Source organism: Fundicoccus sp. Sow4_H7, assembly GCF_052115865.1.
In the GTDB taxonomy this organism is placed as follows: domain Bacteria; phylum Bacillota; class Bacilli; order Lactobacillales; family Aerococcaceae; genus Fundicoccus_A.
In genome coordinates, this window is record NZ_JBQKME010000001.1 from 99523 (window position 1) to 113265 (window position 13743).

Annotated in this window: 10 protein-coding genes; 8 read left to right on the forward strand and 2 right to left on the reverse strand. The window is 35.7% G+C overall.

The genetic code is table 11. The features are described 5' to 3' along the window. Window positions 1-30: 30 nt before the first annotated feature. Window positions 31-813 (forward strand): 2-dehydro-3-deoxy-D-gluconate 5-dehydrogenase KduD, encoded by a 783-nt coding sequence (gene kduD, locus ACTQ54_RS00390; RefSeq protein ID WP_441753856.1) that lies wholly within the window; start codon window positions 31-33, stop codon window positions 811-813. A gap of 474 nt (window positions 814-1287) precedes the next feature. On the opposite strand, the gene ACTQ54_RS00395 is transcribed toward kduD, so the two are convergent. Both ACTQ54_RS00395 and ACTQ54_RS00400 read right to left on the reverse strand, forming a co-directional pair. Further along, window positions 1288-2832, reverse strand: coding sequence for a response regulator transcription factor (locus tag ACTQ54_RS00395; protein WP_441753857.1), 1545 nt, complete (start codon window positions 2830-2832; stop codon window positions 1288-1290). A gap of 17 nt (window positions 2833-2849) precedes the next feature. Continuing rightward, entirely contained in the window at window positions 2850-4568 is a 1719-nt protein-coding gene (locus tag ACTQ54_RS00400) for a sensor histidine kinase (RefSeq protein ID WP_441753858.1), read from the reverse strand. A 595-nt stretch (window positions 4569-5163) separates the two neighbouring features. Between ACTQ54_RS00400 and rhaM the strand changes: the two genes are divergently transcribed. The 7 genes from rhaM to ACTQ54_RS00435 all read left to right on the forward strand — a co-directional run bounded on the left by rhaM (window position 5164) and on the right by ACTQ54_RS00435 (window position 13710). Next, on the forward strand, window positions 5164-5484 hold the full coding sequence (gene rhaM / locus ACTQ54_RS00405) for an L-rhamnose mutarotase (protein ID WP_441753859.1): 321 nt from the start codon (window positions 5164-5166) through the stop codon (window positions 5482-5484). A 12-nt stretch (window positions 5485-5496) separates the two neighbouring features. Further along, window positions 5497-6336 carry a sugar phosphate isomerase/epimerase family protein gene (locus ACTQ54_RS00410; RefSeq protein WP_441753860.1) on the forward strand — a complete coding sequence of 280 codons (840 nt, stop codon included), beginning with the start codon at window positions 5497-5499 and terminating at the stop codon, window positions 6334-6336. Window positions 6337-6349: 13 nt separating this feature from the next. Beyond that, a complete protein-coding gene (gene bglB / locus ACTQ54_RS00415) occupies window positions 6350-7447 on the forward strand; it encodes a beta-galactosidase BglB (RefSeq protein WP_441753861.1) in 1098 nt (365 codons plus the stop codon). 179 nt (window positions 7448-7626) lie between these two features. Next, window positions 7627-8919: an ABC transporter substrate-binding protein gene (locus tag ACTQ54_RS00420; RefSeq protein ID WP_441753862.1), complete on the forward strand. Its 1293-nt coding sequence runs from the start codon at window positions 7627-7629 to the stop codon at window positions 8917-8919. Between the two features lie 74 nt (window positions 8920-8993). Next, window positions 8994-9686, forward strand: coding sequence for a YesL family protein (locus ACTQ54_RS00425; protein ID WP_441753863.1), 693 nt, complete (start codon window positions 8994-8996; stop codon window positions 9684-9686). Next, on the forward strand, window positions 9673-11658 hold the full coding sequence (locus ACTQ54_RS00430; protein WP_441753864.1) for a beta-galactosidase: 1986 nt from the start codon (window positions 9673-9675) through the stop codon (window positions 11656-11658). Before ACTQ54_RS00425 ends, ACTQ54_RS00430 begins: the two co-directional genes overlap by 14 nt. Window positions 11659-11670: 12 nt before the next feature. Beyond that, the gene (locus ACTQ54_RS00435; RefSeq protein ID WP_441753865.1) at window positions 11671-13710 is read left to right on the forward strand and encodes a glycosyl hydrolase 115 family protein; all 2040 of its coding nucleotides are present in this window, start codon (window positions 11671-11673) and stop codon (window positions 13708-13710) included. Window positions 13711-13743: the final 33 nt, after the last annotated feature.

Genomic DNA, 13743 nt, shown 5'->3' on the forward strand with positions numbered 1-13743 from the left:
ATAAAAAATTTACAGGAGGAGAATGTAAGTATGGATAAGCCACTCACAAATTTTTCATTAGATTTATTTTCTTTAAAGAATAATGTAGCAATTGTCACAGGTGGAAATAAAGGCTTAGGTCAGGCATATGTCATTGCGCTAGCAAAAGCGGGCGCTAAAGTATTTGTTGCCACTCATAGTAAAGAATGGGAAGAAACTGAAAAACTACTAAAAGAAATCAATGCGGACTATTATTTTTATGCGGCAGATTTAACGGATAAGAGTAAAATTGAGGAGCTCGTTGCAGAATGTATCAGCCATTTTGGCAAAATTGATATTTTAGTAAACAATGCAGGGATGATCATTAGAGAACCTATTGTGGACTATAAAGATGAGAACTATGAAAAGGTTGTTTCTTTAAATCAGCACGCAGTTTACTATTTAAGTCAACGAGTAGCTAAGTATATGGTTAAACAACAAAAAGGTAAGATTATTAACATTGCTTCTATGCTGAGTTTCCAAGGTGGAAAATTCGTTCCTCCGTATACTGCAAGTAAACATGCGGTGGTCGGCTTAACAAAAGCTTTCGCCAACGAATTGGCTGAAGAAGGTATTCAAGTTAATGCTATTGCACCGGGCTATGTCGAAACAAAAAATACAGCAGAAATTCGTGCAGATGAAGAAAGAAGCGAAGAAATCCTTGCCCGTATTCCAGCAGGCAAGTGGGCAACTCCTTATGATTTAATGGGAGCAGTCGTTTACTTAGCCAGCCCAGCGTCGGATTATGTGAACGGTCACGTGTTGGCAGTAGATGGTGGATGGTTAGCCCGTTAAGGAGTAGGTTTTTAGCTAGTAGACTTTTGAGTATGTGGTGATGGATTACGATGGGAATGGGATTTAGTGCGTGAAGGTATAGAGTTGCTAAAAATTTCCGTTAAGGCCAGGGGTTTAGGCGTGTAAACGTAAGAAAGTGCTAAATACTTCCGTTTGCGTCAAACGTTTAGTTGCGTAAATGAAAAAAAGAGCTAAAAACTTCCGTTAACAGTAGGTGTTTGGTTGCCTAAACGTAAAAAAGAGCTCAAATTTTCCGTTAACTGCAAAGGTTTAGTGACGTAAGCGTAAAAAAGCGTTAAAAACTTCCCTTAGTCCCATCATTTTACACATAACCTGAAAACAAGCACGAAACCTTTTGATAGCAACACAACACACTTACCTAATCAGGAAAATCCCACCAAAAAAACTAAACAAAAATAACGAATCCCAGTACATCAAATTGTACAATAGGATTCGTTTTTTATTTGAAATCATTTAATTTTTAGTGTCTTGCAATAGCTTGGAAGGAGAGTAACCGGTGACTTTTTTGAAAACCGCGGTAAAGTATGCAGGATTGTCAAAGCCAACAGATTCTGCGACTTCATAGATCATATAGTCGCCTGTCAGTAACTTTTTACGGGCTTTTTCGATTCGGGTCCGCGTCACATATTCATTAAAGGTGATATTCATTTTATCTTTAAAAATCTTCCCTAAATAGTTTCTAGAAATATACAATTCATCAGCGATTTCAATTAGAGTAAAACGGGTGTGAATATTTTTATCGATGTATTCAATCACGTCTTGAACAAGTCGCGTGTGTTTCACATTATCTTCGAACACAGGTTCACTTTCCATTTTTTTAATTAATTGATAAAAGAACTGTTGCAATTCATTCCAAGAATCGAATGAAACTAAGGTGTGCAGCAAGTTATCATCATCCAAATATTTATAAATATTAATATTTAAAATGCCTAACTCATATTTAAGAATTGTGAACATATCAAGTGCGATATTAAAACCTCTTGAATAAATATAATTGTGTCTCTTCAGGTTGGTAAAAAATTCGACAATACTTTTCTTAACCATTTCAATATTCATTTGCCGAATGGCACTAGATAGCTCATTTTTAAAATTAGAGAAGGTATCTGAATCTAGTTCATACTCAAAATTAAAGAGTAGGTTTTGAATGTTATCGATTGTTTCTTCCCATGTATTGGCAAGCTGACCAAAATCGTAGTCAAAGTTTGTTTGGAAAAATTCACCCAAGGTATTAGCAGTAAGATTTATTGATTTATCGAACGAGGAAGAAGCATCCGTCTCATGATCATACTTTAATAAGAGTACAAAGTTTGTTGCGTCAAGGATGACATAGAAAAACTTAAAGTTAAGTGTTTGTGATAACTCATTAATGATATTTTCAATACCAAAATGTAGCATGGTGTTCGAATACTTACTATTTGCTTCATAATCTACAGAAAAATTAAAGCGGATCGGTAAGTAAAAATGTTGCGGCCAATTACGGATGATGCGCTCTTGCGTTGCAGATAAATTATCGTAATTAATCAAGCCTTTTACAGTATTTTGCAGTAAATCTTCCGTAGCATTTTTTGTATAAGTTTTTAACTGATTTTTATAGTTCAATAAATGTTCCGATTCATTATGTTGATTAGTTAAGTGCGTATCGATATCTTCTAATGTTTTTATTAGTGTTTTTCTTGAAGTAGGTTTGGATAAATATTCTCTAATATTTAATTTTAAGGCATCACGAGCGTGTTTAAATTCTGAATGACCACTTAAAATGATCACTTCAGATTCTACTTTTTGTTCTCTCAGGGCTTGAATCATTTCAATACCAGTTGCTTTTGGCATATAAATATCAGTAATGATTAAATCAGGCTTTGTCTCAAGTGCCATCTCGTAGCCTTCAGCACCGTTAAATGCCATGCCGACTACTTCAAAATTTAGCTCAGCATTTATTATTATTTTTTGAATTCCCTCGCATACTTTTTTATCATCATCAACTATTATTACTCTCCACATATTTGTTACCTCTTCTATTAGTTAATATTTGAAAAGTCATCCACATTAGTGATATTTGGAATCACAATTTTAACAATTACACCTTTATCTTTAGCGTTTGCTAAATAAATTTTCGCTTGATAATTGTAATAAGTGTCGAGTCTTTCGCGTACATTTTTGATGCCGTATCCACCAGTATCAGTGTTTGAACTTTTCTCAAATGTTTCTGCTCCTTCACCAGTATCCTTAATGGTTATCGTAATGGTCTCGTCTACTGATTCTAAAACCTTTATTGTTATATGGCCACAATCCATATTATTGAAGCCGTGAATAATTGAATTTTCTACAAAAGGTTGTAGTGTCAACTTCGGAATGTAACTGTCTTTAATATTCTCCTCAACTTCGAGGCTGTAGCTGATTCTATTTTCTAAGCGAATTTGCTGTAATTCTAAATACTTTTCAACATAAGCGACTTCTCTTTCAATGGGGATGACGCTTTCGCCCTTAGATAAACCGATGCGTAACATTTCACCTAGCAGTTCAATCATGTGACTCATTTCATCATCGTCATTTTCAATTGCTCGCCAGTTTAATTGGTCGAGCGTATTATATAAAAAATGAGGATTGATATTCGCCTGTAGCGCTTTTTGTTCTGCTATTTTCTGCTGATTATGATGAGTAATCACTTCATTTAACAAATATTCATTCCGTTCAATCAAGTTTTTATAGACGTCAAAAATTTCCCCAAATTCATTTTCATAATCATCTGGAATTTCTTGTACCGTTCGATTTAATTTATAGTCCTTCATTAAATTAATGAGTTGATTAAATGGAGCAGTGAATTGAGTAATCACAAACATTGATCCGACTAAAGCCAGGCTAATCATAATGATACTAACCAAGGTCATGCCTAAAGCCATTTCACGACTAGTATTAGTCAAATAATCATAAGATGTAATACTAAGTGTGGTCCATGCTGGCGATGCCAAGCGATTAGCAACGATTAAATTATCATCTACTATTTGGTGAACTGGCTGATTAGGAGTATCCAGTTCAATAGGTAAAGCATAAACTTCAGCTAAAGGACTTTCATTTGTACTTGCTAATATTTCATTTTGATCATTTAAGATTAATAAATCTGACTGATTCTGGAATGATGCCAGCCAATTATTTAATTCAGTCGGATTAATGTTGACTAATAAGAGTGCATGGACTTCGCCTCTAAAGTTACGCAATTTACGTGCAAGCGTAATGACATTCCGCGATTCATCAAATAATTCAAATTGCCTAATTCCTAACCATTTAACATTATCGTCTCCCAAGTTATTCATTAAATCAGAATCCTCTATATCCGATAAAGACCCAAATTTTACGGGTGTATCTTCGCGAGCAGGCGGAAGTGGACTATCGATATAGAGTTCTATTGAATCAATTAAATAATTTGTCACAACCACATTTGTGATTTCGGTCGTCAATAATCCCATTTGATAGTAGGAGGCATTTCCTCTAACGACATCATTTAAATTATTTTGCCTACCTAATACAACCGACTGTCCTTCGATACTAGCCAGTTGTTCTTCAATTTGATCATTTAAAAGGGTGAGATGACTTCTTTGTTGCTCAGCTGTGAGATTAGTTGCTTCACCAACTGTATTAAAGTAATTAATTGAAATAAAAATAGTGAAAATCACACCTAAAAATATCAATATACCGCTGAACAATAACTTTTTATAGGAATACTTTTTTATAAAATTCAATTGTATTGTATACTCCTTTTAATCATTAGAGTTTTCCTATATAGAAAGTTGTTTTTTTATATAGAAACCTTACTTATTATTATATATAATTATGATAGGGGTTACAAATGCTTTTCCAAAAAAGACGATAGTAATCGAATAAATATGTGTGAAACATGAAAATATCTGCCTTTTATGAAAAAAAGCATTTCGGTAATCGGTATTTATTTGATATGCGCACACTCTCGTTGACTGGGAGTGCACGCAAAGACTAAAAATACAGAATATGCGCACTCCCTTCAGTGAGGTACTGCACGCAAATCCTAAAAACCCAATTTGCGCGCTCTCAGATCATACGAGACAGCGCGCAAATCCAAAAATACCAAAATACGCGCACTCAGGTCATACGAGACAGCGCACAAACTCGAATACCCCAAAATACACGCTCTCAGATCCACCGAGACAGCGCGCAGACCCGAGAACAACCCAACCAACTCGCTGCCACTGCAATCCAGAAAGCAGACAGCACACACCACTAAACAAACCAACATCAACCAAGTGCCTTAAACAGCACTTAACTAAACTAAAATGAAAATTTTGAAAGGGTGGAATTTATTTGATAAGAAAAGCTTTTGTGATGAAAGTGTATCCGGATCAACATGATGAGTACCATAAGCGACATAATGAGCTTTGGCCGGAGATGGAAAGTATGTTGAAAGCACACGGATTAATTCAATACAATATTTATTTAGATAAGGAGACAAGTTTCTTGTTTGCTTATTTAGAATTGGAAGATGATAACAATTGGGACAAGACTGCGACCACTGATGTGAATAAAAGATGGTGGGATTTTATGGCTCCAGTAATGGAAACAAATCCTGACAATAGTCCTGTATCCCGTGATTTATTAGAAGTGTTTCATTTAGAAAAAGAATAAAGAGAGGTACTTATGTATAATATTGGAGTTCGAGCGCATGATATTGCGAACACTACACTTGAAGATTTAGCCGCAAAGTTGAAAGAGCGTAATATTAACTATATTCAACTTGCACTAAAAAGATCGTTAAAAGAACATGACGTGACTACTAGAAATATGAACGTTGGAATGGCGAAAGACATAGGCAACATTTTCAGTAAGCAAGATGTAAATATTGCTGTTTTAGGTTGTTATGTGAATCTGATTCATCCTGATCCAGTGGAACGAAAAGCTGCTTTAGATTTCTTTAAAGCACATATTCGCCATGCTAAACATATGGGTGCTTTGACAGTGGGGACGGAAACGGGAGCTGCAACGCCTGAAGTACAATACACTGAAAAGAACTTTGAAGAAGTGGCATTTATTAGTGCTGTTCATAGTGTAAAGGAATTAGTAGCGGAAGCTGAAAAGCATGGGGTCATTGTAGCCATTGAAGGTGGGATTAATCACCCAATTTATTCGCCGAAAATGATGAAACGATTGCTTGATGAAGTAGATTCCAACAATATGCAAGTAATATTGGACGTCGTTAATTATATTTTCCCTGACAATGCGTCGGTGGAAACTCAACATCAAATTATTGATGAAGCTTTTGACTTGTTTGGAGACCGCATTACTGTGATTCATGCCAAAGACTTTGTCATTGAAAATAATGAGAAAAAGATTGTGCCAGTGGGTCAAGGTGAGATGGATTATGAATATTTATTGAATAAAGTTAAAGCTGAAAAACCACGGATCCCTGTTCTTCTTGAAGAAACAGAAGAGCCTTATATCGAAAGTAGTACTGAATTTTTAAAAAAATATAATAAATAAAGGAAAGTAAATAATGACAGAATTAACACTTAATAAAGATAAGATTACAGAATATATTGATCGTTTAGCAGAAAATTTATCCACTATCAAAGACGATACAGGTGAGTATCTATTAAATTTTGATGGTTTAATTGTGGATGATAAGAGTTGGCATGTATGGAATTGGCCACAAGGTGTCGGTTTGTATGGTCTTTATTCATATTATAAATTCACAAAAAGTGACTCAGCTAAAGCAATTATTGATGAATGGTTTGAGCAACGCTTATTGGAAGGGGCTCCTCCAAAAAATGTGAATACTATGGCTCCTTTACTTACAATGGCGCTATTGTATGAAGAAGAAAATCGTCCGGAATACAAGCCATATTTAGAGCAATGGGCAGATTGGGTAATGTATGATATGCCGCGTACGGATGAAAATGGTCTGCAACATATGACTTATGGTCCTGAAAATAAAAATCAGTTGTGGGCGGATACTTTGATGATGACAGTGTTGCCTTTAGCAAAAATTGGTTTGTTGCTTGACCGCAAAGAATATGTTGAAGAAGCGAAAAGACAATTCCTGATCCATATTAAATATTTAGCAGACCGAAAAAGTGGTTTATGGTTCCATGGTTGGACGTTTGAAGGCCATCATCATTTTGCCGATGCTTTATGGGGAAGAGCAAACTGTTGGGCAACGATTGCGATTCCTGAAATTATTGAAATCCTAGATTTACAAGCAGGTGACCATTTATATGAATATTTAGTAGAAACTTTAAATGCCCAAGTTGCGGCTTTAAAAGAAGTTCAAGATGAAAGTGGCCTATGGCACACACTTTTAGATGAAAAGGAATCATATTTAGAAGCATCTGCAACTGCTGGATTTGCTTTTGGTATTCTGAAAGGAATCCGTAAACGTTATATTTCTAAAGAGTATTTACCTGTTGCTGAAAAAGCAATTAAGGGGATCATTGATAATATTAATGAAGATGGAGCAGTTGAAAAAGTTTCTGTTGGGACTGCTTTGGAAGATAATTTAGATTATTACCGTAATGTTCGAGTAACGACAATGCCTTATGGACAATCTTTAGCAATTCTTGCTCTAACAGAATATCTTTATGTATTTGTATAAGTAAATATATTAGACTCTTTTCTGCAAACCAAGAGAAAAGAGTCTTTTGATATAAAAAGTAATTATTGAATTGCGTTGATTATTGATAGTTTCGTTTCATTTTTATATTCAGAAAGCGGTGCCAGAAAAGTATACTATAAGTACAATCTTGTTTGTGGAAAAGTTGGTGAAAATAAATAATGAGGAAATATTTATTTGCTTTAATTGTTGTCATTACAATGTTTATGAGTGTTTTCAACAAAGGGAGCGCTAATATAGTGACTGTTGCGGCAGAAGGCAAAGAAGGACAGGCTATTCGTGTCGCATGGTGGGGTAGCCAAGAACGTCATGATATGACACTTGAAGCGATTCAATTATTTACTAAGGAAACTGGCATCAAAGTGGAAACAGAATACACTGTTTGGGATGGCTATTGGGGACGATTGAATACGCAAGCAGCTGGTAGTAATTTGCCTGATGTCATTCAAATGGATAATTCTTATTTAAGTGAATTCGATAGCAATAGCTTGTTGGTTGATTTAGATCCATTTATTCAGGCTGGAATGATTGATTTGTCAGATGTAGACGATATCTATCAAGAAACATTAATAATTGGGGACCGCACCTTAGGGATTTCTGCTGGAGCAAATGCTTTGGCCGTTATTTATAATGTAGATTTAGCTCAAGAATATAACGTAAATTTGGAAGCTGGATATAGCTACGAGGACTTATACACCATTAATATCGAATTAGCAGAAATGATAAGAGCTGAAGGTTTCAATTATTGGGGCTATGATTTTGCGAATTCTGAGTATGAATTATTTAATAATTTTGTGAGACAACATAATGAATCAATCTATAACGATTTCGGCGATGGGGTTGGTTTTAACACGCAAACTTTAATTGATTATTTTACTTGGCTACATAAAATGGTGGCTGATGGAGCGGCTCCATCACATGATATGATGCTGACTTATCACGTAGGAGCAGAAAGCATGATTCAAGATGGAACCTCATTAATGAGGACAGCTGCGAGTAATCAATTAATTGCAGACCAGCAAGGAACGGATTATGAATTAGCTTTAACCGTCCTTCCGTCATTAGACGGTATCCATGCCAACTATATTCGGCCAGCCATGTCTTGGTCGATTAGTTCGAATGCCAAAAATACAGAAGCTGCTGCACAATTTATCAATTTTATGACCAACAATTTAGCAGCTAATGAAATCTTACAAGCAGAACGTGGAGTGCCTATATCTTCTGTAGTGCGGGAACAATTAAGTGAGCAAGTAGATGATGCGACACTAAAAACATTCAGCTTTTTAGATGAACTTAGCGACTATACTAAGCCAGCTGAACCCATTTCACCTCCAGGGGAAACAGAAGTGAGAGCTTCCTTTTTACGAATTGTGGAGTTTTTGAAAAATGGTCAATTGACTCCTGAAGCAGCCGCTAATCAATTTGTGAATGAAGCGAATAGTATTTTGAAGTAAAAATTCGAAACAGATTTTATAATCCACAGGAAAACCGAAAATTAAATGGAAGTAGTAATAAACGAGAAAAGTTTATGCCTACTTTTATTTTTATGAAGATGAAAGGGGCTACAACTTTGAAGAAAAACAGTATAGTCAACAGATTGTATATGTTGGCTGAGTGGATTATGTATTTAGCTTATCTCAATTTAATTTGGCTATTATTTACCTTATTAGGTTTGATTGTCTTTGGATGTGCACCAGCAACTGCAGCCTTGTTTGCTGTCTGGACGAAAGTTTCTGAAGAAAAAACTTTTAAAGTCTCTCTTTTTAAAAGCTTTTTTGAAGCCTATAAGCGTTACTTTATGCGGGCAAACTTTGTTGGCTATAGTCTTGCAATTGTCGTTGCTTTGCTAATATTTGGCTTTATAAATTTACCAGGCTTACCTACAGTCGTCTTTTTCTTTCTTTCGCTTATTTTAGGCGGAGTAGGAAGTATTGTGTTAGTGGTTTTATTTTATAGTTTTCCAGTCTTAGTGAACTATAACACCTCTTATGTAGAAACTTTTAAAATGGCATTTATTATCGGTCTTTCACATTTAAATCATGCAATTATTATGGGACTATTTTTATTAATTATCAGCTTTGCTTTAAACATTTCTCCAGGATTTATGGTTTTCTTTTTAATCTCATTACCGGCTTATATTATTTCAAAATATACGCAGAAATCATTTATTCAAATAAATAATTCGACAGAAAAGGATAGTGTATTTGATGGGCAAGAATAAAATATTTTACGGAGCTTGTGTCTACCCTGAATTATGGTCAGATGAAGTCATGGTTGAAGATTACGACCATATGCAGAGATTGGGCATGAATTTAGCACGCTTAGGTGAATTTGCATGGTCAACTTTTGAACCAACACCAGATAATTTTGATTTTACAGTTTTAGAACGTTCTTTAGAATTAACTAAAGAAAGAGGGATTGACGTCATTGTGTGTACACCTACACCGACGCCTCCTATTTGGTTGACACATAATCATCCTGAACGATTGCATGTGGATGAACATAATACCCGTATGTCACATGGGTCAAGGCAACATATTTGTACCAATAATCCTTACTTTAGAGAACGCGCATATATAATTGCTGACAAAATGATGGAAGTCGTTAAGAAATATGACCATGTTGTGGCGATTCAATTAGATAATGAGTTTAAATGCCATGTTGGACAATGTTTCTGTGAAAATTGTAAAGGTTTATGGCATGAGTGGTTAGAGAATAAATATCAGACGGTAGATCTGTTAAATGACGCTTGGGGAACGGACATTTGGAGTCAGAGATATAATGCCTTTGATCAAGTGGTTCAACCTTTGGCGACACCATTTATTCATAACAGTGCCTTGCTTTTAAATTACAAACGATTCCAGCACGAGAAATTGGCTGAATTTGTTAAAGAGCAAGTAGCTGTGATTAAAAAACACCACGATATTCCAATTACCCATAATACAGGTGTCTTTTTCGATATTGATAACGAAATGATCGGAAACGAAATTGATTTTATGAGTTTCGATACTTATACGCCTGTTGAGCATTACGAAAACTTTGTGATGAACCAAGAAACTTGGCGTTATGTCAAAAATGACAATCGACAAGTCATGTTGCTTGAAACGAGCACTTCTTATAATGGGCATGTTCAAAACTATGGTATTTTACATGACCAAGGCTATGTAGAAGCAGAGGCGTTTACTACTTTTGCAGCAGGGACGTCTGCCTTTTCTTATTGGCTATTCCGTGGCCAGCGTTCAGGTTGTGAACAACCGCACGGGTCGGTAGTTAGTTCTTGGGGCGATAAAACCATTGGATATGATTCTGTCCTAAAAGTAAGTGATCTTTTCAAAAAATTAAAGCCGCTTATCTCACAAACTGAATTAGATGAACCAAAAGTAGCCATCACTTACTCTGACCGGGCACGTTCATTTATTGATAATGAAAATGGAGGAGTCTATCAATATAAAGCTTTAATGAATGCTTTTCATAAATTGTTCTTAGATTTGAATATCCATCGTAAATTAGTACCTGAAGGGCATGATTTAAGCCAAGTCGATGTTCTGTTCTCGCCGTATATGCATAATTTATCCAAGGACTATGTGGCTAGAGCAATGGATATGGTCAAAGCAGGCGGTACTTGGTTTGTTGGACCAATGACATCTGACCGGACAAGTGAGCATTTATGGCATACAGATAATGGTCTCGGCGAATTAGGAGAACTGCTAGGTATAGAATCTGCCGTTCAATTTTATAGTCAAGAAGGGCAAACGACTGGTGAAGCCTTTGGCATCACTTCTGACTTAAAAGGTTTAAATACTTTTGTCGATATTGATACCGACTATGTAAAAGGTAAAGTGACTTCTGAAACCGCAAAAGATAAAACTTTCATAGTTGAGAAGAAAATTGGAAAAGGGACCCTTGTTTACTTAGGGGCTCATGTAAGTGATGAGTTGATGAAAGAGCTGATTACTCATTATGCTGGCGCACATACGATTAATAATGTTTTAGAGACTTCTGATGAAGTAGTTGTATTTAATCGAACAGAAGAAACTTCGGGTAAACTACAGTATTGGTTGGTTAACCTGTCGAAAGAAGAAAAGACCATCCAACTGCATCAACCATTAATGGATAAATTAAATGATCAAATAAGACAAGCTGGAAGCTATACTCTAAAAGCTTATGACTATTTAGTTTTAGCCCATGATTAAGGAGGTATAATCATGCAAAAATTTATAATCAATCAGCAAACAAAAATTAAGGCAAATGGACAGCCTACTCCAGCTATTGAAAATGCCGTAAATATATTAAACCGAGATATTCAAATGACGACACTTGCTTCTAAAGCCATAGAAGACTTGACTGAGATTAGAGTGAACGAACCAAATGCTTCACTCTTTTCTCATGACGAGCAATTCTCAATTAGCTTTCAAAATCCTCAGACCTTAACAGTTGATGGGTCCGATGAGTTAGGTTTGGTCTATGGACTTTTATATATCAGTCAGCAGTATTTGGGAGTCGACCCCTTTTGGTATTGGGCACACATGACTTTTGAAAAGCAAAGCTCAATTGCTGTAGCTATGCAAGACTATAAGTCTGAACCCTTTGCTATTAAATATAGGGGCTGGTTTGTCAATGATGAGGTATGTCTCATTGGATGGAAAAAAGAGTTAGGTTATCCACCAACTAAAGAAGTCTGGTTCCCAGTGTTTGAAACTCTATTACGTCTAGGTGGCAATATGGTTTTACCAGGGACAGATTTGCCTGAAGGTATCCAGGAAGATTTAGCAGCAGATTTTGGTTTGTATCTAACCCATCATCATGCTGAGCCTTTAGGGGCTGAAATGTTCAAAAGAGCATACCCTGATAAGCAAGCATCCTTTAAAGAACATCGTGACTTGTATATCAAATTATGGCAAGAAGCCATTGAACGCCAAAAAGATAAAAAAGTAATTTGGGCTCTTTCTTTTAGAGGGCAAGGCGATGCGCCGTTTTGGCAAACTGATCCTGAATTTGATACGCCTGAAAAACAAGGCAAGCAAATTAGTGAAGTGATGGCGATTCAATACCAATTAATAAAAGAAGCTGTTCCTGATGCGATTTGTAGTGTCAATCTTTATGGTGAGATTTCAGAATTATATAAAGACGGACATATCACTTTGCCCCCAAATGTTATAAAAATTTGGGCAGATAATGGCTATGGAAAAATGGTTTCTCGTCGCAACGGAAATGTCGATAAGCGAATTTCTTCCTTACCTGAAAATAAAGGTAAAGAAGGAGTGTATTACCATATTACTTTCCATGACTTGCAAGCATCTAATCACTTGACCATGTTCCCAAATCATCCTGATTTAATCCAAGAAGCCTTTAAAGACATTTTTGCCAATAATGGCAAGGATTATCTGTTATTAAATGTTGGAAATATTAAAATGCATAGCTATTTCATTGATTTAGTCGCAAATATTTGGCGCAATAAAGAAGTGAAGATTCAAGAGCAACTAGAGGACTTTACCCAAAGATTATTTCCGACACAAGCTGAAGCAGTGGCAGACTTACTGAATGCCTTTCATCAAGGCTCCTTCAAGTTTGGTACAGAAGAAGATCAAAAAGCAGGCGAACAAATTTATTTCTTTACAGCTCGAAGGCTGATTGCTCACCTAATGTCTGATAAGAAAAATCAACCACTTGATCGTTTGTATTGGTTGACAGGTCAAGTCTCACTTTTAGAGCAAGTTGCACTGATTAAAAATGAATGCCAAGCCATTATTCCACAACTTGAACAACTTAAAGCAATGAAAACCGATATTGAAAATGCTTTAGTGGCAGATGAAAAAGTTCGCTTTACTGACTTAATTGGCTATCAAGTTGATTTACTTTATTTTGCTGCTTGTGGGTTGGAGAGTCTGATGACAGCTATGGAATTACATGATCAAGAAGAAACCGCCAAAGCCTTTGTCCATGCCTCAAAATCACTTTGGTTTTTCCAAGACAGTTTAAAGGCATGGAAAGTTGGCGAGCATGATAAGTGGGAAGGCTTTTATAGTGCGGATTGGTTAACCAATATTGAATTAACCGTCCATAATCTTTCTCTTTATCGTAGCTACTTACGGATTCAAGGCGACCAAGTAGTTTACTTTAATTGGTATAAAAAATATTTGATGCCTGAAACTGAAAAACATATTTATTTAGAAAATACCCATCGAAATCCCTTGTCCGATGATGTATTAGCCTTGAAATTACAGGAGTACTTTGAGATTCAATAATATACAAAATAACTTGACCCAAGCATTTGAAAT

Coding starts and splice junctions, on each gene's coding strand:
- ACTQ54_RS00425 (WP_441753863.1), top strand. CDS start 8,994: ATGCCTACTTTTATTTTTATGAAGATGAAAGGGGCTACAACTTTGAAG.
- ACTQ54_RS00410 (WP_441753860.1), top strand. CDS start 5,497: ATGTATAATATTGGAGTTCGAGCGCATGATATTGCGAACACTACACTT.
- ACTQ54_RS00395 (WP_441753857.1), bottom strand. CDS start 2,832: ATGTGGAGAGTAATAATAGTTGATGATGATAAAAAAGTATGCGAGGGA.
- ACTQ54_RS00420 (WP_441753862.1), top strand. CDS start 7,627: ATGAGGAAATATTTATTTGCTTTAATTGTTGTCATTACAATGTTTATG.
- bglB (WP_441753861.1), top strand. CDS start 6,350: ATGACAGAATTAACACTTAATAAAGATAAGATTACAGAATATATTGAT.
- kduD (WP_441753856.1), top strand. CDS start 31: ATGGATAAGCCACTCACAAATTTTTCATTAGATTTATTTTCTTTAAAG.
- ACTQ54_RS00430 (WP_441753864.1), top strand. CDS start 9,673: ATGGGCAAGAATAAAATATTTTACGGAGCTTGTGTCTACCCTGAATTA.
- ACTQ54_RS00435 (WP_441753865.1), top strand. CDS start 11,671: ATGCAAAAATTTATAATCAATCAGCAAACAAAAATTAAGGCAAATGGA.